General features: G+C 71.6%; 26 protein-coding genes. 24 read left to right on the top strand and 2 right to left on the bottom strand.

Going from position 1 to position 22,247, the window contains the following annotated elements:
* Positions 1–3 precede the first annotated feature (3 nt).
* From DEI82_RS12915 to trmD, 5 genes are all read left to right on the top strand, one after another.
* Positions 4–2,115 (top strand): FAD-dependent oxidoreductase, encoded by a 2,112-nt coding sequence (locus tag DEI82_RS12915; RefSeq protein WP_111037200.1) that lies wholly within the window; start codon positions 4–6, stop codon positions 2,113–2,115.
* Between the two features lie 177 nt (positions 2,116–2,292).
* The gene (rpsP, locus tag DEI82_RS12920; RefSeq protein WP_111009290.1) at positions 2,293–2,703 is read left to right on the top strand and encodes a 30S ribosomal protein S16; all 411 of its coding nucleotides are present in this window, start codon (positions 2,293–2,295) and stop codon (positions 2,701–2,703) included.
* A 3-nt stretch (positions 2,704–2,706) separates the two neighbouring features.
* On the top strand, positions 2,707–2,943 hold the full coding sequence (locus DEI82_RS12925; protein ID WP_111009289.1) for an RNA-binding protein: 237 nt from the start codon (positions 2,707–2,709) through the stop codon (positions 2,941–2,943).
* Between the two features lie 19 nt (positions 2,944–2,962).
* Positions 2,963–3,571 (top strand): ribosome maturation factor RimM, encoded by a 609-nt coding sequence (rimM, locus tag DEI82_RS12930; RefSeq protein WP_111037202.1) that lies wholly within the window; start codon positions 2,963–2,965, stop codon positions 3,569–3,571.
* Between the two features lie 3 nt (positions 3,572–3,574).
* Positions 3,575–4,261: a tRNA (guanosine(37)-N1)-methyltransferase TrmD gene (gene trmD / locus DEI82_RS12935; RefSeq protein WP_111037204.1), complete on the top strand. Its 687-nt coding sequence runs from the start codon at positions 3,575–3,577 to the stop codon at positions 4,259–4,261.
* A gap of 3 nt (positions 4,262–4,264) precedes the next feature.
* Here trmD and map read toward each other — a convergent pair whose 3' ends face one another.
* A complete protein-coding gene (gene map, locus DEI82_RS12940; protein ID WP_111009286.1) occupies positions 4,265–5,056 on the bottom strand; it encodes a type I methionyl aminopeptidase in 792 nt (263 codons plus the stop codon).
* A gap of 226 nt (positions 5,057–5,282) precedes the next feature.
* Between map and rplS the strand changes: the two genes are divergently transcribed.
* The 9 genes from rplS to DEI82_RS12985 all read left to right on the top strand — a co-directional run bounded on the left by rplS (position 5,283) and on the right by DEI82_RS12985 (position 12,522).
* Positions 5,283–5,633 carry a 50S ribosomal protein L19 gene (rplS, locus tag DEI82_RS12945; RefSeq protein WP_111009285.1) on the top strand — a complete coding sequence of 117 codons (351 nt, stop codon included), beginning with the start codon at positions 5,283–5,285 and terminating at the stop codon, positions 5,631–5,633.
* Between the two features lie 125 nt (positions 5,634–5,758).
* Positions 5,759–6,508 (top strand): signal peptidase I, encoded by a 750-nt coding sequence (lepB, locus tag DEI82_RS12950; protein WP_111037206.1) that lies wholly within the window; start codon positions 5,759–5,761, stop codon positions 6,506–6,508.
* Positions 6,509–6,591: 83 nt separating this feature from the next.
* Positions 6,592–7,317 carry a ribonuclease HII gene (locus DEI82_RS12955; protein WP_258372063.1) on the top strand — a complete coding sequence of 242 codons (726 nt, stop codon included), beginning with the start codon at positions 6,592–6,594 and terminating at the stop codon, positions 7,315–7,317.
* 28 nt (positions 7,318–7,345) lie between these two features.
* Positions 7,346–7,669, top strand: coding sequence for a DUF2469 family protein (locus tag DEI82_RS12960; protein ID WP_111009283.1), 324 nt, complete (start codon positions 7,346–7,348; stop codon positions 7,667–7,669).
* 215 nt (positions 7,670–7,884) lie between these two features.
* Positions 7,885–8,238 (top strand): Lsr2 family protein, encoded by a 354-nt coding sequence (locus DEI82_RS12965; protein WP_111009282.1) that lies wholly within the window; start codon positions 7,885–7,887, stop codon positions 8,236–8,238.
* Positions 8,239–8,448: 210 nt separating this feature from the next.
* On the top strand, positions 8,449–8,823 hold the full coding sequence (locus DEI82_RS12970) for a YraN family protein (protein WP_258370192.1): 375 nt from the start codon (positions 8,449–8,451) through the stop codon (positions 8,821–8,823).
* On the top strand, positions 8,820–10,343 hold the full coding sequence (locus DEI82_RS12975; RefSeq protein ID WP_111037208.1) for a YifB family Mg chelatase-like AAA ATPase: 1,524 nt from the start codon (positions 8,820–8,822) through the stop codon (positions 10,341–10,343). Before DEI82_RS12970 ends, DEI82_RS12975 begins: the two co-directional genes overlap by 4 nt.
* Positions 10,340–11,557: a DNA-processing protein DprA gene (gene dprA, locus DEI82_RS12980; RefSeq protein ID WP_111037210.1), complete on the top strand. Its 1,218-nt coding sequence runs from the start codon at positions 10,340–10,342 to the stop codon at positions 11,555–11,557. The genes DEI82_RS12975 and dprA overlap by 4 nt, the downstream gene beginning before the upstream one ends.
* A 29-nt stretch (positions 11,558–11,586) precedes the next feature.
* The gene (locus tag DEI82_RS12985; protein ID WP_146242915.1) at positions 11,587–12,522 is read left to right on the top strand and encodes a tyrosine recombinase XerC; all 936 of its coding nucleotides are present in this window, start codon (positions 11,587–11,589) and stop codon (positions 12,520–12,522) included.
* On the opposite strand, the gene DEI82_RS16270 is transcribed toward DEI82_RS12985, so the two are convergent.
* Entirely contained in the window at positions 12,507–12,938 is a 432-nt protein-coding gene (locus DEI82_RS16270; RefSeq protein WP_181435211.1) for a M23 family metallopeptidase, read from the bottom strand. The genes DEI82_RS12985 and DEI82_RS16270 overlap by 16 nt on opposite strands.
* Before the next feature lie 482 nt (positions 12,939–13,420).
* Between DEI82_RS16270 and DEI82_RS12995 the strand changes: the two genes are divergently transcribed.
* The 10 genes from DEI82_RS12995 (at position 13,421) to DEI82_RS13040 (ending at position 22,235) form a co-directional block, all read left to right on the top strand.
* Complete coding sequence (locus DEI82_RS12995; protein WP_258370193.1) at positions 13,421–14,869, top strand: sugar porter family MFS transporter; 1,449 nt, start codon at positions 13,421–13,423, stop codon at positions 14,867–14,869.
* A 312-nt stretch (positions 14,870–15,181) separates the two neighbouring features.
* A complete protein-coding gene (rpsB, locus tag DEI82_RS13000; RefSeq protein WP_111009277.1) occupies positions 15,182–16,102 on the top strand; it encodes a 30S ribosomal protein S2 in 921 nt (306 codons plus the stop codon).
* A gap of 86 nt (positions 16,103–16,188) precedes the next feature.
* Positions 16,189–17,016 (top strand): translation elongation factor Ts, encoded by an 828-nt coding sequence (tsf, locus tag DEI82_RS13005; RefSeq protein ID WP_111009276.1) that lies wholly within the window; start codon positions 16,189–16,191, stop codon positions 17,014–17,016.
* A 102-nt stretch (positions 17,017–17,118) separates the two neighbouring features.
* Complete coding sequence (gene pyrH / locus DEI82_RS13010; protein ID WP_111009275.1) at positions 17,119–17,838, top strand: UMP kinase; 720 nt, start codon at positions 17,119–17,121, stop codon at positions 17,836–17,838.
* An 88-nt stretch (positions 17,839–17,926) separates the two neighbouring features.
* Entirely contained in the window at positions 17,927–18,481 is a 555-nt protein-coding gene (gene frr, locus DEI82_RS13015) for a ribosome recycling factor (RefSeq protein WP_111009274.1), read from the top strand.
* The gene (locus tag DEI82_RS13020; RefSeq protein WP_111013727.1) at positions 18,481–19,491 is read left to right on the top strand and encodes a phosphatidate cytidylyltransferase; all 1,011 of its coding nucleotides are present in this window, start codon (positions 18,481–18,483) and stop codon (positions 19,489–19,491) included. Before frr ends, DEI82_RS13020 begins: the two co-directional genes overlap by 1 nt.
* A gap of 61 nt (positions 19,492–19,552) precedes the next feature.
* On the top strand, positions 19,553–20,101 hold the full coding sequence (locus DEI82_RS13025; protein WP_111009272.1) for a DivIVA domain-containing protein: 549 nt from the start codon (positions 19,553–19,555) through the stop codon (positions 20,099–20,101).
* A 47-nt stretch (positions 20,102–20,148) separates the two neighbouring features.
* Positions 20,149–21,174 carry a lytic transglycosylase domain-containing protein gene (locus tag DEI82_RS16565; protein ID WP_258372064.1) on the top strand — a complete coding sequence of 342 codons (1,026 nt, stop codon included), beginning with the start codon at positions 20,149–20,151 and terminating at the stop codon, positions 21,172–21,174.
* 12 nt (positions 21,175–21,186) lie between these two features.
* Positions 21,187–21,483, top strand: a complete 297-nt coding sequence (locus DEI82_RS13035; protein ID WP_181434894.1) for a hypothetical protein — start codon at positions 21,187–21,189, stop codon at positions 21,481–21,483.
* Entirely contained in the window at positions 21,480–22,235 is a 756-nt protein-coding gene (locus DEI82_RS13040; RefSeq protein ID WP_111009271.1) for an alpha/beta hydrolase, read from the top strand. The genes DEI82_RS13035 and DEI82_RS13040 overlap by 4 nt, the downstream gene beginning before the upstream one ends.
* Positions 22,236–22,247 lie beyond the last annotated feature (12 nt).

Raw genomic sequence — 22,247 nt, forward strand, 5'->3', positions numbered from 1 at the left:
CCCATGTCCGACCCGTCGACACCGCTGACGACCGCCGCACCGCTCGCCGTCACCACGACCCCGTGGTCGCTCGGTCCGATCACGTTGCCGCATCGTGTCGTGATGGGCAGCATGCACACCGGACTCGAGGTGCACGACGACGGGGGCGCCGGCATGGCCGCGTTCTACCGGGAGCGAGCCGCCGGGGGAGCGGCGCTGCTCATCACCGGCGGCATCGCGGTCAACGACGAGGCGCGCGGCGGCCCGGACTTCGCGGTGTTCGGGGTGGGGGACACCGACGACCGCTTCCGCACCGCCGTCGACGCCGTGCACGCCGAGGGCGGCGCCATCCTCGCCCAGCTCTTCCACGCTGGTCGCTACGCCCTGGTCGCCGGGCTCACGGACCGGAACGGTGCGCCGCAGCGCGCCGTCGCGCCGTCGCCCCTGCCGTGGGCGGCCGCGCGCGGTGTCGTGCCCGAGGCGCTGACCCACGACGAGGTCCTCCGGACGATCGAGGACTTCGCCGACGCGGCCCGGGCCGCTCGGGACATCGGGTTCGACGGCGTCGAGATCATGGCGTCCGAGGGCTACCTCGTCAACCAGTTCTGCTCGCCGCTCACGAACCAGCGGGACGACGCATGGGGTGGCGATCCCGAGCGTCGGCGGCGGTTCGCCGTGGAGGTCGCGCGCGCCGTCCGCAGCGCGGTACCGGACCTCGCGGTGACGATCCGCCTGTCCGGGGTCGACCTCATGCCGGGGTCGTCGTCGCCGGAGGACGTCGACGCACTCGTCCGCGACCTGCTGCCGACCGGGATCGACGGCATCAGCGTCGGGGTCGGCTGGCACGAGTCCCGGGTACCGACCGTGCAGGCCGCCGTGCCGCACGGTGTCTGGCTGTCGTACGTCGAACGCATCGCGCGCGTCGTGCGCTCCTCCGACCGCCCGGACGTCCGGGTGCTGGCGTCGAACCGCATGACCGACCTCCGCGACGTCGAGGCGGTCCTCGAACGCGGGCTCGTCGATGCGGTGGCCCTCGCCCGCCCGTTCCTCGCCGATCCGTCCATCGTCGGCACGAGCCTCCGCGGCCGGTTCGACCTGGTCACGACGTGCATCGGCTGCAACCAGGCGTGCCTCGACCGGTCGATCGTCGGTCAGCCGGTGTCGTGCCTCGTGAACCCGCGGGCCGCTCGTGAGGTCGCGTTCCCGGTCCGTCCGACGGCCGAGCCGAAGCGGATCGACGTCGTCGGCGGGGGACCGGCGGGTCTCGCGGCGGCCGTCGACGCGGCGCGTCGCGGGCACCGGGTGCGACTCTGGGAGCGCGCGGACGAGCTCGGCGGGCAGTTCGGGCTCGCCTCCCGCATCCCCGGGAAAGAGGACTACGCCGGTCCGGTCCGGTCCGCGCACGCGGAACTCGTCGAGCGCGGCGCGGAGGTCCTGCTCGGCCGGACCGCCACCGCCGCCGACCTCGCCGACAGCGACGGCGTCGTGCTCGCCTCCGGCGTCGTGCCCCGCACGGTGACGATCCCCGGAGCGGACCTGCCGCACGTCGTCACGTACGAGCAGGCGCTCCGGCACGGCGTTCCCGCGGGCAGCGTGGCCGTGATCGGCGGCGGTGGGATCGGTGTCGACACGGCCGCGTTCCTCGTGGAGTCGCCCGACGAGTCGCGTCGGGCCGCGGAGTTCGACGAGCGCTGGGGGCTCGACGGCTTCGACGGGCTCGTCGGTGACCTGCCGCAGCGCGAACCCGCGGCTGACCGCACGCTCCGGCCGGGGCCCGACGTGACCGTGCTCCGCCGCTCCGGCAAGTTCGGACAGGGTGTGGGGATCACCTCGCGCTGGGTCGCGCTCGGCCGTCTCCGGGACGCGGGGGTCTGCTTCATCGGAGGCGTGCGCGAGTACGTGGGGATCGAGCCCGGGGTGCTCCGGATCCTCGACGAGGACGGCACACCGGTCGACGTGCCCGCGGACACGGTGGTGCTCTGCGCCGGGCAGGAGGCGTCGAGCGACCTGGCGTCGGAACTCGCGGCGACCGGGGTGCCGTTCGCGGTCGTCGGCGGTGCGCGGGACGCCCGTTCGGTGGACGCGGTCCGCGCGACCACGGAGGCGCTCGAAGCGGTCCGGCGGCTCGCTCCCTGACGCCCGACCGCGTGCCGGTTGGCGAGCCTCCCGGTCATCTGCAAGAATGAACGGTCGAGTCCTGCCCGCCCGACCCTCTATCAGGCGGTGCGCGACTTCCATCCGAGCTTTCGCCGCGTGTGCCCCCACGCCCACGGTCGGCAGTTCAACCACTCTGAACACGCAACAGGAGCAAACGTGGCTGTCAAGATCCGCCTCAAGCGCCTCGGGAAGATCCGAGCGCCGTACTACCGTGTCGTCGTCGCCGACTCGCGCACCAAGCGCGATGGTCGTGTCATCGAGGAGATCGGCAAGTACCACCCGACCGAGGAGCCCTCGGTCATCGACATCGACTCGGACCGCGCGCAGTACTGGCTCGGCGTCGGCGCGCAGCCGACCGAGCAGGTCGCCGCCCTCCTCAAGCTCACGGGTGACTGGGGCAAGTTCAAGGGCGACGCCTCGGCGACGAGCACCGTCAAGACCGCCGAGCCGAAGCAGGCCTTCGTCGCCGACGACAAGAAGAAGCCGGTCCTCAAGCCGAAGTCGGAGAAGCAGGCCCCGGCCGCTCCGGCCGCGGACGCCACCGACGAGACCGCCGCCGAGGCGTAGGTCTTGCTCGAATCCGCGCTGACGCACCTCGTCAAGGGGATCGTCGATCACCCTGACGACGTGCGCGTCGCCAGCTCCACCTCTCCGCGTGGCGAGGTCCTCGAGGTGCGCGTGCACCCCGAGGACCTCGGCCGCGTGATCGGACGCGCCGGACGGACCGCGAAGGCGCTCCGCACCCTCGTGTCGGCGCTCGCCGACGGTCAGCGGGTGCGGGTCGACGTGGTCGACACCGATTCCTAGTCGCACGACCCAGCTCCGGGTGGGTCGACTCAGCAAGGCGCACGGGCTCAAGGGCGGTCTCAAGCTCGAGCTCTACACCGACGACCCGGACCGTCGGTTCACCCCGGGAGCCGTCTTCTCGCTCCAGGTGCCGGACGATTCGCCGTGGTCCGGCAAGGACCTCGAGCTCCAGGAGCTCCGGTGGTACAACGCGCACCCCGTCGCGTTCTTCGTCGGTGTCCCCGACCGGACGGTCGCCGAGACGCTCGTCAAGGCGATCCTCTGGGTCGAGCAGGACGAGGACGAGCCGACGGGCGAGGACGACGCATGGTACGACCACCAGCTCGTCGGGCTCCGGGTCCTCCGCGAGGGCGTCGAGGTCGGGACGGTCGCGCGGGTCGACCACCTGCCGGCGCAGGACCTGCTGGCGATCGACACGCCGTCCCGTGGTGAGGTCCTCGTCCCGTTCGTGAGCGCGATCGTCCCGTCGGTGGACATCGCCGCGGGCACGCTCACCGTGACGCCCCCGACCGGGCTGTTCGAAGAGGTCATCGAAGCGCCGGAGGACGCCGCCGACGGCCCGGAGGACGCCGCCGGTGCGTCGGAGGCGGAGGCCGACGGGTCCGCCACCGACCACGACGAGGACTGACCCGTGCGGATCGACATCGTCACGATCTTCCCGGAGTTCTTCGGCGTGCTGGACGTCTCGCTCCTCGGTCGCGCGCGGCAGGGGGGTCTGCTCGACGTGCACGTGCACGACCTCCGCGACCACACCTCGGACCGCCACCGGACCGTCGACGACACCCCGTACGGCGGCGGTGCCGGCATGGTGATGAAGCCGGAGCCGTGGGGCCTCGCGCTCGAAGGGCTCCTGCGGCCCGACCGGTCCTCGACCCTCGTCGTGCCGACCCCTGCCGGGGTGCCGTTCCGACAGGAGACCGCGCGTGCCCTCGCCGAGCAGGAACACCTCGTGTTCGCGTGCGGCCGGTACGAGGGCATCGACGCGCGGGTCGTCGAGTGGGCGTCCTCTCGCGCGTCCGTGCGTGAGGTCTCGCTCGGGGACTACGTGCTCAACGGTGGCGAGGTCGCGGCGATGGCGATCGTCGAGGCCGTGGGGCGGCTCGTCCCGGGCGTCGTCGGCAACCCCGAGAGCCTCACCGAGGAGTCGCACGAGGACGGCCTGCTCGAGTACCCGAGCTACACGAAACCGGCGTCCTGGCGGGGTCTCGACGTCCCCGAGGTCCTGCTCAGCGGGCATCACGGGCGCGTCGCTGCGTGGCGCCACGAGCAGCAGCTCGAGCGGACGCGGCGGGTCCGGCCGGACCTCCTCGGCGACTAGACGTCAGGCGAGGAGGGCGGCCCGCTCGGCGCTGCGCAGCGTGAGGACCTCCGGGCCGTTATCCGTGACCGCCACGGTGTGCTCGACGTGCGCCGCCCGCGACCCGTCGCTGCTGCGCAGGGTCCAGCCGTCCTGGTCCTGGTAGAGCTCGTCCGTGCCGGCCATGAGCCACGGCTCGATCGCCATCACGAGACCGGGACGGAGGACCATCCCCCGGCCCGCGCGGCCGTCGTTCGGGACGTGGGGGTCGCCGTGCATGGAGCGGCCGACACCGTGGCCGCCGAACTGGAGGTTGACCGGGTAGCCCGCATCCCGGGCCACCGAGCCGATGGCCGACGAGACGTCGCCAAGACGGTTGCCGGGACGCGCCGCGGCGATCCCCGCGTCGAGCGCGCGCCGGACGGTCGCGACGAGGCGCTGGTCCTCGGCGCGCGGGGTCCCCACCTGGACCGTCACGGCCGAGTCCGCGACCCAGCCGTCCACGCTCGCGGCGAAGTCGAGGCTCACCAGATCGCCGTCGACGAGGCGCTGCGCGTGGGGCAGACCGTGCAGCGCGGCGTCGTTGACGGACGTGCAGAGGTACCGGCCGAACGGCATCGCGCCGAACGACGGGTGGTAGTCGACGTAGCAGCTCTCCGCGCCGTGCTCCGCGATCATCCGACCGGCCAGCGCGTCGAGGTCGAGCAGGTCGACGCCGACGTCGGTGGCGTCGACGAGCGCGTCCAGGACGTCCGCGACGAACCGTCCGGCGGTGCGGAGGCCGTCGAGCTCGGCGGGGGTGCGCAGTTCGATCATGCACACCATCCTGCACCGCACGGGCCGCGCTTCGGCACGCCGACCCCGCGCGGGACGTGGTCCCGGCTGACGGCCCGGGTGGCGCTGGCCATACAGCCTGTGGCAAGATGGACAGCCGTGCCCTGGCCTGGTTCTGCCACGGGGGAACCGCCGCTCGTGGGGCACGCACCACATCTTCCCATCGATCAGCGACCGACCCGTGCGCGGCCGCAGAGAGTGACACATCATGAGCCAGCTCCTCGACCAGGTGGACGCCGCCTCGCTCAAGAGCGACATCCCCGCCTTCCGCGCCGGTGACACCGTCAAGGTGCACGTCAACATCATCGAAGGCACGCGCTCGCGTGTCCAGGTGTTCCAGGGCGTCGTGATCGGCCGGCAGGGCCACGGGGTCCGCGAGACCTTCACGGTCCGCAAGGTCAGCTTCCAGGTCGGCGTCGAGCGGACCTTCCCGGTGCACTCCCCGGTGATCGACCACATCGAGCTCGTGACCCGCGGTGACGTGCGTCGCGCCAAGCTCTACTACCTCCGCGAGCTCCGCGGCAAGAAGGCGAAGATCAAGGAGAAGCGCGAAGCCTGATCCTCCTCGAAGGATCAGCCAGCGCGCCGAGCGTCGGCGAGGGCCTCCCGTCCATGTAGCGTGTTCGCTGGACGGGGGGCCTTCGCTGTTTCGTCCGTCACCGTTCAAGGACCAGCAGGACGTCAATGACCGAACCGATCACCGACGGGGAGACCCGTCGCCGGGGCGAGCCGCGCCGCCGCAATGGAGCGCTCACCTTCCTCCGCGACCTCGTCATCATCTTCCTCGCGGCGCTGCTCGTGTCGTTCCTCGTGAAGACGTTCCTGATCAGGTCGTTCTACATCCCCTCGGCGTCGATGGAGGAGACCCTCGTCCCGAACGACCGGGTCATCGTGAACGAACTCGTGCCGCACGTGGTCGGACTCAAGCGCGGTGACGTCGTCGTGTTCAAGGACCCGGGTGGATGGCTCGACGGCGAGCAGCTCCCCGACCTGACCCCGCACACCGCGCTCGGCAAGGCCGCCGAGTGGCTGCTCACGCAGGTCGGCCTCGGGACCGCGGACAGCGACGACCACCTGATCAAGCGCGTGATCGGGCTGCCGGGCGACAAGGTTGCCTGCTGCAACGACTTCGGACAGCTCTCGGTGAACGGCGTGCCCATCAAGGAGCCGTACATCACCCTGCCGGCGGGGGAGACCCGCGCATCCGGCACGGACTTCTCGATCACCGTGCCGGCCCACTCGCTGTGGGTGATGGGGGACAACCGGTACGACTCGAAGGACTCCCGGTACAACCGGCAGACGCCGAGCCATGGCTTCGTGCCGGAGTCCGACGTCGTGGGGCGCGCGTTCGTGATCTCGTGGCCGACGAGCCGGTGGTCGTGGCTCGGCGACTACCCGGACGTCTTCGCGGGCGTGGAGCAGCGGGACTCGTGACGGCGGCGGGCGCAGTGCGCGGCGCGAAGCGGCCTGCGCGGCCGACCCTGCGATGGGAACGCTCCTTGCTCGAGCAGGGTCGCGTGACCGTCATCGGGTGCGACGAGGTCGGTCGCGGAGCGATCGCCGGCCCCGTGGCCGTCGGGGTCGCGGCGGTCACGATCGCGGTCGGCCGGATGCCGAGCGGGCTCGCGGACTCGAAGCTGCTCTCGCCCGCCAAGCGTGAGGCGCTGGTGCCGCGGCTCGAGGCCTGGGCGACCACCGCGGTCGGGATGGCATCGGCGGACCTCGTGGACGAGCAGGGCATCGTCACGGCGCTCGGAGTGGCCGGGGCGCGCGGCATCGACCAGCTCGTCGCGGCCGGGATCGCGTTGGACGGTGCGGTCGTGGTCCTCGACGGCTCGTTCGACTGGCTGAGCCGAGCGCTCCGCGACCCGGTCGACGTGCTCGTGCGGGTCAAGGCCGACCGCGACTGCGCCTCGGTCGCCGCCGCGTCGGTCGTCGCGAAGGTGCGGCGCGACGCCCTCATGGTCGCCGCGCACGAGGAGGCCCCGCACTACGCCTGGGCGTCGAACAAGGGCTACGGCTCAACCGAGCACTACGACGGCATCCGTGCCGCCGGTCCGCACGCGCTCCACCGTCGGTCGTGGCTCCACCGATGCGATCCCGTCGTCGAGGTCGAGCCGCTGTTCGAGCTCGACGAGGACGTCCCGTCCGGCGACAACGCGGTCCCATCCGCCCACGACGCGGTCCCGTCGGTCGACGACGGGGTCCGCCTGCTCGTCGGAGCCGACCCCGAGCGCTCCTGAAGCTCGTCGCGCCGTAGGATGTGCGGCGATGGATGACGACGAATTCGACGACTACGACCGCGAGGTCGAGCTCGCGCTGTACCGTGAGTACCGCGACGTGGTGTCCCAGTTCCGCTACGTGGTCGAGACCGAGCGACGGTTCTACCTGGCGAACGAGGTCGAACTCGTCCGGCGGGACACCGAGCACGACTTCTACTTCGAACTGAGCATGAACGACGTCTGGGTGTGGGACGTCTACCGTTCCGATCGCTTCGTCAAATCAGTTCGAGTGCTCACGTTCAAGGACGTCAACGTCGAGGAACTGACGAGTCGGGAGCTCGAACTCCCCAAGGAACTCGCCCTCGACGAGTAGGTGCGCCGTGCACGGGGTGTTCACCCCGGCGGGTGAAATCACGGACCCGGCGCCGACGAATTCGACGGCATTCCGCAATTCCGGGAGCGAGTGCAATCCGGAATGGTTACGCTGTGTGCTGGCGTCAATTCGTGGACATGTCCGCATGCCCCACGTCATCGACGTCGTCAACGACCGGAGAACCACCGTCCCCACGGTGGGCAAGGAGTGTGCACATGGCCCAGAAGGTGACCGTTCAGCTGGTGGACGATCTCGACGACACCCCGATCGGCGCGGGCGACGGCCGGACCGTCGAGTTCGCGTTCGACGGAGCGACCTACGAGATCGACCTGTCCAACGACCACGTCGACGCGTTCCGCGAAGTCCTGTCGGACTACATCGCCGCAGCGCGGAAGGTGGGGGCCCGGCGTTCGGGTTCCGGATCGGGTTCGACCAAGACCCCGGCCAAGCGCGGGAACTCGGCCGATCTCGCGAAGATCCGGGAATGGGCGCAGGAGAACGGTCACAACGTCTCCAGCCGTGGCCGTATCTCGGCGGCGGTGCAGGAGGCCTACGCGGCCGCCCACTGACGACGCATTCCGACGATCGCTGAACGACCGTCGGGAAACGGCGGATCCGCGCACGCGGATCCGCCGTTCGTGTTCTCAGCAGGACATCCGTCCTGTCAATTCCTCCCGTCCTCCACAATCCAGCCGAATCGCATTCCTTCCACCGATCCGCGCCACGCGAAATGCGTGGATCCCGGATTCGGCAGGCTCGGTCCGGGAGGAACGATGCAGGTGACACAGGACGATGGCGGTCACAACCGCCGGACCGGGGCGGCGGGAGAGGACATCGCAGCGCGGTGGTTCGAGGAACGGGGGGCCCGCGTCCTCGACCGGAACTGGCGAGGCCCGAGCGGGGAGCTCGATCTCGTGGTGCGCCACGGGCAGACGGTGGCCGTGGTCGAGGTGAAGACGCGCACGGTGACGACTGCAGGACACCCGTTCGAGGCGATCACCCGCCGCAAACGCACCCGGCTCCGCCGGCTCGCCGCGGAGTGGTGCGCGACACATCCCCGCGTCGCTCGCGCCTCGGCCGTCCGCGTCGACGCAGTCGCGGTCCTCATGGTCGGCGACCACGTCGCGGTCGAGCACCTTGAGGACATCGCGTGAGCGGCATCGGGCGGACCACGGCCGTCGCGCTGCTCGGCATCACCGGCCGCATGGTCGAGGTCGAGGCGCACCTGTCGAGTCAGCTGCCCTCGTTCAGCATCATCGGCCTGCCGGACGCGGCCCTGGGTGAAGCCCGGGAGCGGGTCCGTGCCGCGGCGTCGAACACGGGCAGCGCGCTGCCCGCGCGGCGCATCACCGTCAACCTCATCCCGGCCTCCGTGCCGAAGCACGGCTCCGGGTTCGACCTCGCGATCGCCATGGCGGTGTTCGTCGCGGCGGGGGTCGTGCCCGCCGACCCGGCCGGGACGGTGCACATCGGCGAGCTCGGGCTCGACGGGCGAGTCCGTCCCGTCCCCGGCATCATCCCCATGCTCGCCGCCGCGCGCGAGGCGGGTGCCGAGCGTGCCGTGGTGCCGGCGGGCAACGCCGCCGAGGCGTCGTACGTCCCCGGCATCCGTATCGAGCCGGTCGTCACCCTCCGCGACGCCGCGATCCTGGCAGGAGCCGACCTGCTCGCCGAGCCGGCCGAACCCGTGACCGCCGCGGCGGTCACGGCGGCGGACCCCGAACCGAAGGAACTGGCGGACGTCGTCGGCAACCCGACCGCGGTCCGCGCCCTCGTCCTGGCGGCCGCCGGTGGTCACCACGTGCTGTTCCTCGGCCCACCCGGCGCGGGCAAGACGATGCTCGCCGAACGGTTGCCCGGCCTCCTGCCCGACCTCGATCCGGTCGCCGCGCTCGAGGTGGCGGCCATCCGGTCGCTCGCCGGCCACGGCGCGGAGTCGTGGACGGTCCGGCCGCCGTACGAGCACCCGCACCACTCGACGAGCCCGGTCGCGCTGATCGGCGGCGGCAGCCGTCTCATCCTGCCGGGCGCCGTGTCCCGTGCGACACACGGGGTGCTGTTCCTCGACGAGGCGACCGAGTTCCCCCGGAACGTGCTCGACACCCTGCGGCAGCCGCTCGAGTCCGGCACGGTGACCATCCACCGCGCGGTGGGACGCGCGCACTTCCCGGCACGCTTCCAACTCGTGCTCGCGGCGAACCCGTGCCCCTGCGGCCGGTACGGCGTCCCCGGACCGCCGTGCGAGTGCCCGCCGCTCGCGCGGCGTCGATACCTCGGACGGCTGTCCGGCCCGTTGCTCGACCGGATCGACGTGCGGCTCGCGGTGCCCCGGGTCACCCCTGCTCGCATCCGCTCCGACGTCGATGACCCGATGACCACCGCCGTGGCGCGAGAGCGCGTCGTCGCCGCCCGGGCCGCGATGTCCCGGCGCTGGCGAGGCACCCCGTGGCGGCTCAACGCCCACGTCCCCGGCACCCACCTCCGGAGCGCCGACATCGCGTTGCCGACCACGACGACACGGTCGCTCGATGTCGGACTCGAACGGGGGACGCTGACGATGCGCGGGTACGACCGGATCCTGCGCATGGCGTGGACGCTCGCCGACCTGGCGGGCGAGGAGCGGCCCGACACCGACCACGTGCGTCAGGCGATCGCGCTGCGGAGCGCCCTGTGAGCGCCACCGCGGCCGCTCGCCTGCGCGGCGTCGGCAGGACGGACGACGGCGATCCGGACACGGCCGTCGCCGCGGCGCTCTGGACCGTCGTCACGGAGCCGGGGGACGCGGTCGCCGGGCACCTCGTCGCCGCCCTGGGGGCGGTGGACGCGCTCCGCCTGGTGACGCGCGGCGACGACGCCCTCCGCATCGCCGACGCCTGCCGCGCACGGGTTCCGGTGGCCGACGAGGACCACCGCGAACTCGTGCAGGCGCTCGTCGCCGCGCTCGCCCGCTGGGCGCCGCGGCTGCGACATCTCGACCCCGATCGCGTGCTCGACGCGGCGGCGGCGGTCGGCGCACGACTCCTGGTTCCCGGGGACCGTGACTGGCCCGAGCGGCTGGCGGATCTCGGCCCGCACGCACCGCTCGCGCTCTGGGTGCGCAGCACCGCCCCGCCCGCGTCGTGGTGGGCGTCCGCGCCATCGCTCGCGGTGGTGGGGTCCCGCGCGGAGACCCCCTACGGAGCCGAGACAGCGGCCGACCTCGCCTCGGCCGCGGCCGATGCAGGCGTGCTGGTCGTGTCGGGCGGCGCACACGGGATCGACGCGGTGGCACACCGCGTGGCCCTCGCGGCGGGTACACCCACCGTGGCGGTGCTCGCGGGCGGTGTCGACCAGCTCTACCCGGCGGCGAACGTGGAACTCCTCCACCGCGTCATGCGGCGCGGGGCCGTCGTGGCCGAGGCGCCACCCGGGGTCCGGCCGACGCGGTGGCGGTTCCTCCAGCGCAACCGGTTGATCGCGGCCCTCGCCGACGCCGTCGTGGTCGTCGAGGCGGGCGTGCGGTCCGGGGCGCTCAACACGGCCCATCACGCCGCTCAGCTCGGTCGACCCGTGCTGGCGGTGCCGGGTCCGCTCACCTCACCGTCGTCGGTCGGGTGCCACCGACTGGTGTCCAGCGGTCGGGCGACGCTGCTCACCGCCCCCGCCGATGCGGTGCGGGCGGTGAGCGGTCCGGACGCCGACGGTGGGCCGCTCCGCATCCGATCGGCGCAGGACGACCCCGAGCTGCTCCGTGTGCTCGATGCGCTCAGCCGCCGCGCGGGACTGTCCGTGGACGAGGTCGCTCGACGGTCTGGGCTGGGAACCGCCGCGACGGAGGACGCGCTCGCCCTGGCCGAGCTCGAGGGCCGGGCGGAACGCCACCGGACGGGGTGGCGCCTGGTTCCGTGAGGGCGACCGGCGGCGACTACGGTTGGCCCATGACGCCCGCGGCCGAGGACCTGGAGTTGGTCCGCGCCACGCACGCGTTCCTCGACCACCTCGTCCACGGTCGTGGTCTGAGCGCCCAGACGGTCCGCGCCTACAGCGGTGACCTCGAGGACCTCGTGGCGTTCGCGGCGGAGCGTGGTGTCGGTCGGCCGGACGAGCTCACCCTCGAGGTGCTCCGGGACTGGTTGTGGCGTGCGACCGAGCGTGGACTCGCTCGGACGACGATCGCCCGCCGGGCCTCGTCGGTGCGCGCCTTCACCCGGTGGGCCGCCGAGACCGGTCGGATCGCCACCGACCCCGGCGTCCGGCTCCGTGCGCCGAAGGGCGGCGCCCACCTGCCGCGAGTGGTGCGTGCCGACCGTGTCGAGGGCATCCTGACGACCCTCGGTGACCGCGCCGCGGACGGCGATCCGGGAGCCCTCCGTGACCGCGCCGTCGTGGAGCTCCTGTACGCGTCGGCGCTGCGGGTCGGTGAGCTCGTGGGCATCGACCTCACAGACGTCGACCGGAACCGGCTGACGGTCCGTGTCCTGGGCAAGGGCGGACGCGAACGGGTCGTCCCCTTCGGCGTGCCCGCGGACGACGCCCTCGGTGCCTGGATGGAACAGGGCCGACCGGTGCTCGTCGGCCGTGCCCAGGCGCCGGACCCGTCGGCGTTGTTCCTGGGTGACCGGGGTGCCCGGCTCGGCGTCCGCGGGGTGTACCGGCTCATCGCGCGGATCCTGGCGTCTGAACCGGGGGACGGTCCCGCGGGCCCGCACACGTTCCGGCACAGCGCGGCGACGCACCTGCTCGATGGCGGGGCCGACCTCCGGGCCGTGCAGGAGATGCTCGGGCACGCGAGCCTCGGCACGACGCAGATCTACACCCACGTGTCGAGTGCGCGCCTGCGCGAGGCGTACCGGAGTGCTCACCCTCGGGCGTGATCACCGGGTGGCAGGAGCACGGGCCAGGCCGCCGGTGCGAGGTACGCGAGCGGGTCGACGTACCGCTCGTCGACCCGCACACCCAGGTGGACGCAGGGCGCGGCGGCCGGGCAGTGCCCGACCGCGACACGACCGACAGGGGTCCCGGCCACGACCGTCGTGCCGACCACGACGTCCGGCGTGACCGAGTCGAGCGAGCTCCGGACGCCACGGCCGTGGTCGATCGTCACGACGCCGCGTCCTGCCACGGGCCCGGCGAACACCACGGTCCCCGCCGCGGGGGCCAGCGCGAGCGTGCCGACGGATGCGCGGACGTCGATCCCGCGGTGTCCCGCGCCGTAGTCGTGTGCCGGGGGTTCGAACGGCCGGAGGACGACGCGCTCCGGGACGGGCCAGGTCCAGGCCGACGCCGTCATGCTCGCCGACGGGTTCGACGCCGGGCGCCGGGGTGCCCCTGCACACGGGGGCCCAGCGCACGAGGAACCAGCACGCGCGGGCCCAGCGCCCAGCGTGACGGTGCACAGCGCGACGACGCACAGCACGAGGACGCGCGGGACGGCCACCAGCGCCGCGCCGAGGCGCGTCCAGGATCTGCGCGGCGTCATCGTCCGCAGGGGAGAGGGCACCGCTCGCGACCGTCCTGTCGTGTTCATGGGCCGAGCCTGGTCCCCACCGCACGTCTCGAGGGGACGCTGCGCGAGCGTGCGGGGAGTGCTGCTTGATGGCGGGTCCTGGGGAGGGGGAGCGACTGCGGCGTGCGATGACGACCACGGACACGGCCCCAGGGGTACCGTGGCAGGCGCTCCGGTCCCGAGCAACGCCGCCCCGGACGGCGACCAGCCGACCTCCGGGGCAGCGCACGGCGACTCGGTCGTACGCCGGCGGGAACGAGGAGCACGTGAGCACATCGACGACGAGGTCCGGCACAGACCGGGCGTTCAAGGGCAAGGTGACTGCGTTCGCCATCGCCGCAGCGGTCGGCGGGTTCCTCTTCGGGTTCGACAGCTCGGTGATCAACGGCGCCGAGTCGGCGATCACCGACCAGTTCAAGCTGTCGGCCGGGGGGAGCGGCTTCGCGGTCGCGAGCGCCTTGATCGGCTGCGCCTTCGGCGCCTACTTCGCCGGGCGGGTCGCGGACCGTTGGGGCCGCACGCGCGTGATGTTCATCGCGGCGATCCTGTTCTTCGTCAGCTCGGTGGCGGTGGCGTTCTCGCCCGACACCACGTTCTTCGTGGTGTTCCGCCTCATCGGCGGTCTCGGCATCGGCACCGCGTCGGTGATCGCGCCCGCCTACATCTCCGAGGTCGCGCCGAAGGGCATCCGCGGTCGACTGGCGTCGTTCCAGCAGCTGGCGATCACGCTGGGCATCTTCGCCGCGCTGCTGTCCGACCAGGTCATCGCGATCGGCGGGGGCGGCACTGCGAGCGGACACTTCTGGGGCCTCGAGGCGTGGCGGTGGATGTTCCTGGTCGGGGTGATCCCGTCGGTCGTGTACGGCGTCTTGGCGCTCGTGCTGCCCGAGTCGCCGCGGTACCTCGCCGCGCAGGGGCGCAAGGACGATGCGCGGGAGGTGCTGACGAAGATCGTGCCGAGCGACACCGTGGACACGTCCCTCGACGAGATCGAGGACGGCATCCGCCAGGAGGAACAGCAGCAGAAGGGCACGATCCGCGGCGACCGCTTCGGCCTCAAGGGCATCGTCTGGGTCGGCATCATCCTCGCCGTGCTCCAGCAGTTCGTCGGCATCAACGTGATCTTCTACTACTCGACGACCCTGTGGCAGGCCGTCGGGTTCAAGGCGTCGGACTCCTTCACGATCTCGACCATCTCGTCGGTGATCAACGTCGTCGTCACGTTCGTGGCGATCTTCACGGTCGACCGCCTCGGTCGGAAGCCCCTGCTCGTCGCCGGATCGGCCGGCATGTTCGTGTCGCTGCTCATGGTCGCGATCTCGTTCTCGCAGGCGTCGCTGGACTCCAGCGGCAATCCGCACCTGCCGGGTCCGTGGGGCGTCATCGCGCTCGTCTTCGCCAACCTGTTCGTCGTGTCGTTCGGTGCGACGTGGGGCCCGCTCATGTGGGTGCTCCTGGGTGAGATGTTCCCGAACCGCATCCGCGCGACCGCGCTCGGCATCGGTTCGGCGGCCAACTGGGTCGCCAACTTCGTGGTCACGATCACGTTCCCCGCGCTGTCGGGCTTCAACCTGACGGTCACGTACGGCATCTATGCGTTGTTCGCGCTCGTGTCGTTCTTCTTCGTGCTCGCCAAGATCCCGGAGACCAAGGGCCGCTCGCTCGAGGAGATGGGTGTCAGCGCCGATGGCGGCAAGGTCGGCAGCAGGTCCTGACGGGCGCGGGACCATCGCGATCGGCGTTGCCGGTCGTCCAGGAGGCACGGGGCACGGGAGACGATCGAGTCACCGGCACCGTGCCTCCCGGCGTCCTGCGGCGCGACCGGCTGGTGCTATCCTGAGTGCAGCAGCGCGCTGAGCGCTGACTTCGCGTGCCCATCGGCCTCCACGCCCATCGGTCCGCCCGCTGGTCCTCTCCGGCGTCGCGGCGGTCGTGCGCCGGGCACCAGGGACCCGACCGCCGGTCGTGGTCGACAAACCGCAACATCAGCGCGCGGCCGTGCCGTGCGCCGGAAAAGGAGAACGGCCATGGCCGTCGTCACCATCCGCCAGCTGCTCGACAGCGGCGTGCACTTCGGGCACCAGACCCGCCGGTGGAACCCGAAGGTGAAGCGTTTCATCCTCGCCGAGCGCTCGGGCATCCACATCATCGACCTGCAGCAGTCGCTGTCCTACATCGACCGCGCCTACGACTTCGTCAAGGAGACCGTCGCCCACGGCGGCACGATCCTCTTCGTCGGCACCAAGAAGCAGGCGCAGAACTCCATCGCCGAGCAGGCGACGCGCGTCGGCCAGCCCTACGTCAACCAGCGTTGGCTCGGTGGTCTCCTCACGAACTTCCAGACGGTCTCCAAGCGGCTCGCCCGCATGAAGGAGCTCGAGGAGATCGACTTCGACGACACGACGAAGGGCTTCACCAAGAAGGAGCTCCTCATCAAGAAGCGCGAGCTCGACAAGCTGCACAAGACCCTCGGTGGCATCCGCAACCTCACGCGCACGCCGAGCGCCCTGTGGGTCGTCGACACCAAGAAGGAGCACCTCGCCATCGACGAGGCGCAGAAGCTCGGCATCCCGGTCATCGGCATCCTCGACACCAACTGCGATCCCGATGAGATCACCTACCCGATCCCGGGCAACGACGACGCGATCCGCTCGGTCGGTCTGCTGACGCGCATCGTCGCCGACGCCGCCGCCGAGGGTCTGACCGTCCGCCACCAGGGCGGGTCGGACGAGCCCGTCGAGCCGCTGGCCGAGTGGGAGCAGGAGCTCCTCGCGCAGGGCGGGTCGAACACCGCCGCAGGCCAGACCGAGGGCGAGGGCGCGACCGTCGAGGAGAACGACGCCGACGCGCAGGTCGCCGAGAAGCCGCTGGGCGAGCCGCTCGAGACGGTCAACGCGGAGCCGACGGCCGAGGCCGCCGCCGCCGCCGAGACCACCCCGGCCGAGTAACACCAGCCGCACAGGACACACCGGGGAGGCGCCGTCCGGCGCCTCCCCGTTCATCACCACACGCGAGTCCAGAAAGGACGTCCACCATGGCGAACTTCACCGCAGCTGACGTGAAGACCCTGCGTGACCGCCTCGGCGCGGGCATGCTCGACAGCAAGAACGCGCTCGTCGAGGCCGACGGCGACATCGAGAAGGCCATCGAGATCCTCCGGGTCAAGGGCCTCAAGGGTGTCGCGAAGCGCGAAGGCCGTGCGACCACCGCGGGCCTCGTCGCCGCCACCGAGACCACCGGTGCCGCCACGATCATCGAGCTCGCGAGCGAGACCGACTTCGTCGCGAAGAACGACCGCTTCATCGCGCTCGCGTCCGAGGTCCTCGGCGCGGTCGCCGAGGCCGGTGCCGACACGGTCGAGGCCGGCAACGCGGCGACGGTCAACGGCCAGACGGTCAGCGACTACATCAACGACAACGCGGCGCTCATGGGCGAGAAGGTCGAGCTCCGCACGGTCGCCCGTGTCGACGGCACGAACTTCGCGATCTACCTGCACAAGACCAGCCAGGACCTGCCCCCGCAGGTCGGCGTCGTCGTCGCCTACTCGGGTGACGACGCCGAGACGGCTCGGTCGATCGCGCAGCACATCGCGTTCGCCGACCCGAAGTACCTGACGCGCGAGGACGTCCCGACCGAGGCCGTCGAGAAGGAGCGCGGGATCGTCGAGGAGACCACGCGCGCCGAGGGCAAGCCGGAGGCCGCCCTCCCGAAGATCATCGAGGGCCGCCTGAACGGCTTCTTCAAGGAGATCGTGCTGCTCGAGCAGGGCTACGCGAAGGACTCGAAGGTCTCCGTGGCCAAGGTCGCGCAGGACGCCGGTCTGACCATCGAGGGCTTCGCCCGCGTCAAGGTCGGCGCGTAACCCACCACCGACGGGGTCCGGAACGACACGTTCCGGACCCCGTCGTCATGTCCGCTTCCGATAGATTCCCTCCAGCACGACGACGAAAGGGCGAACCGAACGATGACCGACGAGAAGACCGGCCGCAGGCGCGTCCTCCTGAAGCTCTCGGGAGAGGCGTTCGGCGCCGGATCCCTCGGTGTGAGCCCCGCGGTCGTGAGCCGCCTGGCGGGCGAGATCGCCGAAGCAGCACGCGACGTCGAGATCGCCGTGGTCGTCGGCGGCGGGAACTTCTTCCGCGGCGCCGAGCTCAGCCAGAGCGGCATGGACCGCGGCCGCGCCGACTACATGGGCATGCTCGGCACCGTCATGAACGCGCTGGCGCTCCAGGACTTCCTCGAGCAGGCGGGTGCCGCGACGCGGGTCCAGTCGGCGATCGCGATGACGCAGGTGGCCGAGCCCTACATCCCGCGCCGGGCGGAGCGGCACCTCGAGAAGGGCCGTGTCGTCATCTTCGGCGCCGGTGCGGGGCTGCCGTACTTCTCGACGGACACCGTGGCCGCGCAGCGTGCGCTCGAGATCGGCGCGAACGAGGTCCTCGTCGCGAAGAACGGCGTCGACGGGGTGTACTCGGCGGACCCGAAGAAGGACCCGTCGGCCGAGAAGCTCGAGCGGGTCACCTACCAGGACGCCCTCGTCCGCGGGCTCAAGGTCGTGGACGCCACCGCCTTCAGTCTCTGCATGGACAACGGCATGCCCATGCACGTGTTCGGGATGGAGGGCGAGGGCAACGTCGCCGCCGCCATCCGCGGCGCACGCATCGGGACCGTCGTCAGCAACTGAGCCCTGCGAGGTCGAGGCGCGCGGGGCCTCCCGGACGGTCGACGGACCCCGCGCGACTAGACTCGACGCGTACCGAAGGAGAACGACCGTGATCAGTGATGTCCTGACCGAGGCGACCGAGAAGATGACGCGCGCCGTCGAGGTGGCCAAGGACGACTTCTCGACCGTCCGCACCGGCCGCATCAACGCGGCGTTGTTCCAGAAGATCCCGGTCGACTACTACGGTTCGCCGACGCCGCTCGCGCAGCTCGCGTCGTTGCAGACGCCCGAGGCGCGCACCCTCATCGTCACGCCGTACGACAAGACCGCGCTCAAGGAGATCGAGCGCGCGATCGCGACGTTCCCGAACCTCGGCGCGAGCCCGTCGAACGACGGCGAGATCGTCCGGGTCACGATCCCGGAGCTGACGCAGGACCGCCGCAAGGAGTTCGTCAAGATCGTCCGGGGCAAGGGCGAGGACCACAAGGTGGTCATCCGGAACATCCGCCGTCGCGCGAAGGACGACCTCGACGCGCTGAAGGGCGAGATCTCGGACGACGAGATCTCGCGCGCCGACAAGGAGCTCGAGGCCCTCACGAAGCGCTACGTCGACCAGATCGACGACGCGCTCAAGAAGAAGGAAGCGGAACTCCTCGAGGTCTGATGGAGCAGTCGCAGGGGGACCCCCGCCCCGAGTCGGGCGAACACGATCGCGCGACCCGGCCCACTTCCACCGCGCGACGGCTCCGCGCCGACCTCGACGCGCGCGCACGGTCGGCGCGGACCGACTTCGAGACGCAGCTGCGGCAGCGTCGTGCCGAGATCGAGGCCCGGAACGAACAGCTGACCGCGCGCACCGGACGCAACCTACCCGCGGCGATCGGCATCGGAGTCGTGTTCGGCCTGGTGATGGTCGGCAGCCTCGTCATCTGGAAGGCGCTGTTCATCCTCGTCGGCGCGTTCCTGGTCGGTGTCGCGGTCTACGAGCTCGCGACGGCCATGCGCGCCGGTGGCCGTGACGTCCCCCGGATCCCGAGTGTCCTCGCCGGCGTCGCCATCGCCCCGATCGCCTTCTTCGGGGGGCCGCGCGCCGCGCTCCTCGAACTCATCGCCGGGATCGTGCTCATCACGGTGTGGCGCCTGGTCGAGCTCGCTGCCACCCGACCGCGCCTGGCGGCGAGCAGTGTGGTCCTCGACCTCATGGCGGGTCTGTTCGTCCAGGTGTACGTCGCACTGCTCGCCGGATGTGCGGTGCTCCTCACCGCGCTGCCACACGGCCAGTGGTGGACCATGGCGTTCCTCATCGTCGTGGTGTCCGTCGACACGGGCGCCTACGCGAGTGGTCTGTCGTTCGGCAAGCACCCGATGGCGCCGAGGATCAGTCCGAAGAAGACGTGGGAGGGCTTCGGCGGGTCGTTGCTGGCCAGCATGATCGCGGGCGTGATCGTGTCCGTGCTGCTCCTCGACGAGCCCTGGTGGTTCGGCGTCGTCCTCGGTGTCGCGATCACGGCCTCGGCGACCATCGGGGACCTCACCGAGTCGATGATCAAGCGCGACCTCGGCATCAAGGACATCTCGACGTTCCTGCCGGGGCACGGTGGCCTGCTCGACCGCATCGACAGCGTGCTCCCGTCGGCGGCGGTCGCGTACGTCCTGTACCTCGTGGTGCACTGAGGCGCGAGCCGAGCCGACGGCGCGGTGCTGCTCGCATGGGCGGTGATGGCATGATGTCGCCGTGGCTTCGACATTCCCGACCGTGGACCGTTCGACCCTCGGCTACGACGTCGACGAGGTCGACCGGTTCCTCGAGGACGCGCGGCGGGCCTACACGGACGACGGCGCCGACGGCCACGTCGCCTCGGACAAGATCCGCGCGACCGCCTTCAGCATGCGCAAGGGCGGGTACTCGACGCAGCACGTCGACGCGGCGCTCGAGCGGCTCGAGGACGCCTTCGCGGCTCGGGAGCGCGAGGCGGAGCTGAGCCGTCACGGACAGAAGGCGTGGTACGCCGAGGCCCGCGCCAAGGCGTCCGACGTGGTGGCGCGCCTCGACCGCCCGGACGGCCAGCGGTTCCAACGGGTCGGCTTCCTGACGGTCGGCTACCACCCGAAGGACGTGGACACCTTCGCCGCCCGACTGCGCGGGTACTTCCACGACGGCAAGCCCCTGAGCCTCACCGAGGTGCGATCGGTGGTGTTCCGGCCCAAGCACGGTGGGTACCGCGAGGGCCAGGTCGACGCGGTGCTCGACGCCGTGGTGGAGGTCATGCTCGCCGTTCGGTGAGTCAGTGCTTCGCATTCCGTGATCCATCCGTTACCCTGGACGGACTCATGGGCAGGCACACCGCAGAACCACGATCCGTCCGGACCCCCCGTCAGAACGAGTCCTTCCAGCAGGACACCGTCGACCAGGGCAGGTCCAGCTCCGTCATCGGCGAACGTCGGGCAGCCCTCGGGCGGCCTCGCGCCGAGCGGCCCGCGGCCCGTCGCGTGGCGGCCCGGGAGGCCACTCCCGCGCTGCCGACGCCGGTCTCGGTCGCCGACAACCGCGTCTCGGCACCCATCGCTCGGGGCGAGGCGGCGCTGCACGCGACGACCGCCGCCGAGTCGGCCCTGACCGCGCAGCGTGACGTCGCCGCCCGCGTCGTCCGGGTGCGGCGCGCTCCGGTGGCTCCGCCGAAGCGTCCGGAGCGTGCCGTCGGCGTGACCGCGTTCCTCCGTCGTCGCGCGACCATCCCCGCGCTGTCGTTCTTCGCGGTGTTCGGGTTCGTCGGCGGCTCACTGGTCAATCCACTGTCCGGCTCGTACGCGTCCGCGGCGGTCCTCGCGCCGACGCTGCCCTCGGCGCCCGCGCAGCAGTTCACGGCGCACGGCACGTACCAGAACGTCGTCGTCACGCGCGACGGTTACCAGGTGACGAAGCCCGTGGTCGTGACGCCGAAGGTGACCGCGCCGACGACGACCACGACGACGACCGCCGCAGCAGCGTCGACTTCGACCGCTTCGAGCGCCGCGGCGACCGCGAGCGACGCCGCACCTGCCGCGGGTACGCCGGACCCGGGCAGCGCCAAGGCGATCGCGCTGACGCAGGTCACCGCAAAGGGCTGGGGCACGGACCAGTACAACTGCCTCGTGTCGCTCTGGACCCGTGAGTCCAGCTGGAACGTCTACGCGTACAACCCCTCGGGTGCGTACGGCATCCCGCAGGCGCTGCCGGGCAGCAAGATGGCGAGCGTCGGGGCCGACTGGCAGACCAACCCGGCGACGCAGATCGCGTGGGGGCTCGGGTACATCCAGGGCTCGTACGGGACGCCGTGCGCGGCCTGGGCGCACAGCAACGCCTTCAACTGGTATTGATCGGCGCCCGGCGTGCCGCGGAGCAACCGGCCCCGGCGACGCGGGCGCGCGGATCCCGATGAGGAGTCCGGTCTCGACCGCCTCCTGACCGGTTGGGCGCGCACCGAGTCACGGCGCGGCAGGACGTTCACGGTGCAACCGATCAGTGCGTCCTCCGCACAGAAGGCATACGTGTGTCCGGGGTGCGGGGGGACGATCGAGCCCGGTGTCGCACACCTCGTGGTGTGGCGGCAGGACGGTGTCCTCGGTGACGCCGCCGACCTCGCCAGTCGTCGGCACTGGCACGTCCACTGCTGGAGGATCGCGTGAGTACGGCCCCGGACGACCGCGTCACCGAGATCCGGAGCGACGTCGTGCTGCCCGCGCTGCGCACGGAGGTCGATCTCGTCACCGACGACCACCTCGTGCTCGTCGGCGAACTGGCCGAGCCGGAGGGACGGCCCGCCGCCGGGACGATCGTGACGCTGCACCCCCTGCCGACGGCGGGCGGGTTCATGGACTCCCACGTGTTCCGGAAAGCCGCCGCGCGCCTCCCGGCCCTCGCCGCCATCGCGGTGCTCCGCTTCAACTTCCGCTCGGTGTCGTCGCCGCGGGGGACGTCCGAGGGTGCCTTCGGGGACGGCGTCACCGAGGGGTTCGACCTCCGTGCGGCCGTGGCCGAGGTCCGTGACCGCGGGCTCCCGGCGCCGTGGCTCGTCGGGTGGTCCTTCGGGACCGAGGTCGTCCTGCAGCATGGCATCGAACACGTCCGGTCCGGTGCGGTCGCGGGCGTGGTGTTGTTGTCGCCGCCCCTCCACCGCACGACCGACGACGTCCTGGCGCGCTGGCGAGACCTCGAGGTCCCCGTCGTCGCGTTCGTGCCGGAACACGACGACTTCTTGCGCCCCGACGAGGCCGCCCGTCGCTTCGCGATCGCGCCGGCCGTCCGCGTCGTCCCCGTCGCCGGAGCGAAGCACCTCTGGGTGGGGGAGCGGGCCGTCCGGGTCGTGCTCGACGCCATCGCCGACCTGGTCGTGCCGGGATCCGCGCCGCTGCCGACCACCTGGCCGGTCGCGGACTGAGGCGGACGCCCC

It is taken from the genome of Curtobacterium sp. MCBD17_019, assembly GCF_003234555.1.
Taxonomy (GTDB): Bacteria; Actinomycetota; Actinomycetes; order Actinomycetales; family Microbacteriaceae; genus Curtobacterium.

Excerpts from the sequence above, each read along its gene's own strand:
- rplS (WP_111009285.1), top strand. The coding sequence starts at position 5,283 with ATGAGCCAGCTCCTCGACCAGGTGGACGCCGCCTCGCTCAAGAGCGAC.
- rpsB (WP_111009277.1), top strand. The coding sequence starts at position 15,182 with ATGGCCGTCGTCACCATCCGCCAGCTGCTCGACAGCGGCGTGCACTTC.
- DEI82_RS12965 (WP_111009282.1), top strand. The coding sequence starts at position 7,885 with ATGGCCCAGAAGGTGACCGTTCAGCTGGTGGACGATCTCGACGACACC.
- DEI82_RS12915 (WP_111037200.1), top strand. The coding sequence starts at position 4 with ATGTCCGACCCGTCGACACCGCTGACGACCGCCGCACCGCTCGCCGTC.
- DEI82_RS16270 (WP_181435211.1), bottom strand. The coding sequence starts at position 12,938 with ATGACGGCGTCGGCCTGGACCTGGCCCGTCCCGGAGCGCGTCGTCCTC.
- lepB (WP_111037206.1), top strand. The coding sequence starts at position 5,759 with ATGACCGAACCGATCACCGACGGGGAGACCCGTCGCCGGGGCGAGCCG.
- DEI82_RS13020 (WP_111013727.1), top strand. The coding sequence starts at position 18,481 with ATGGAGCAGTCGCAGGGGGACCCCCGCCCCGAGTCGGGCGAACACGAT.
- tsf (WP_111009276.1), top strand. The coding sequence starts at position 16,189 with ATGGCGAACTTCACCGCAGCTGACGTGAAGACCCTGCGTGACCGCCTC.
- DEI82_RS12985 (WP_146242915.1), top strand. The coding sequence starts at position 11,587 with ATGACGCCCGCGGCCGAGGACCTGGAGTTGGTCCGCGCCACGCACGCG.
- DEI82_RS12960 (WP_111009283.1), top strand. The coding sequence starts at position 7,346 with ATGGATGACGACGAATTCGACGACTACGACCGCGAGGTCGAGCTCGCG.
- DEI82_RS16565 (WP_258372064.1), top strand. The coding sequence starts at position 20,149 with ATGGGCAGGCACACCGCAGAACCACGATCCGTCCGGACCCCCCGTCAG.
- map (WP_111009286.1), bottom strand. The coding sequence starts at position 5,056 with ATGATCGAACTGCGCACCCCCGCCGAGCTCGACGGCCTCCGCACCGCC.
- pyrH (WP_111009275.1), top strand. The coding sequence starts at position 17,119 with ATGACCGACGAGAAGACCGGCCGCAGGCGCGTCCTCCTGAAGCTCTCG.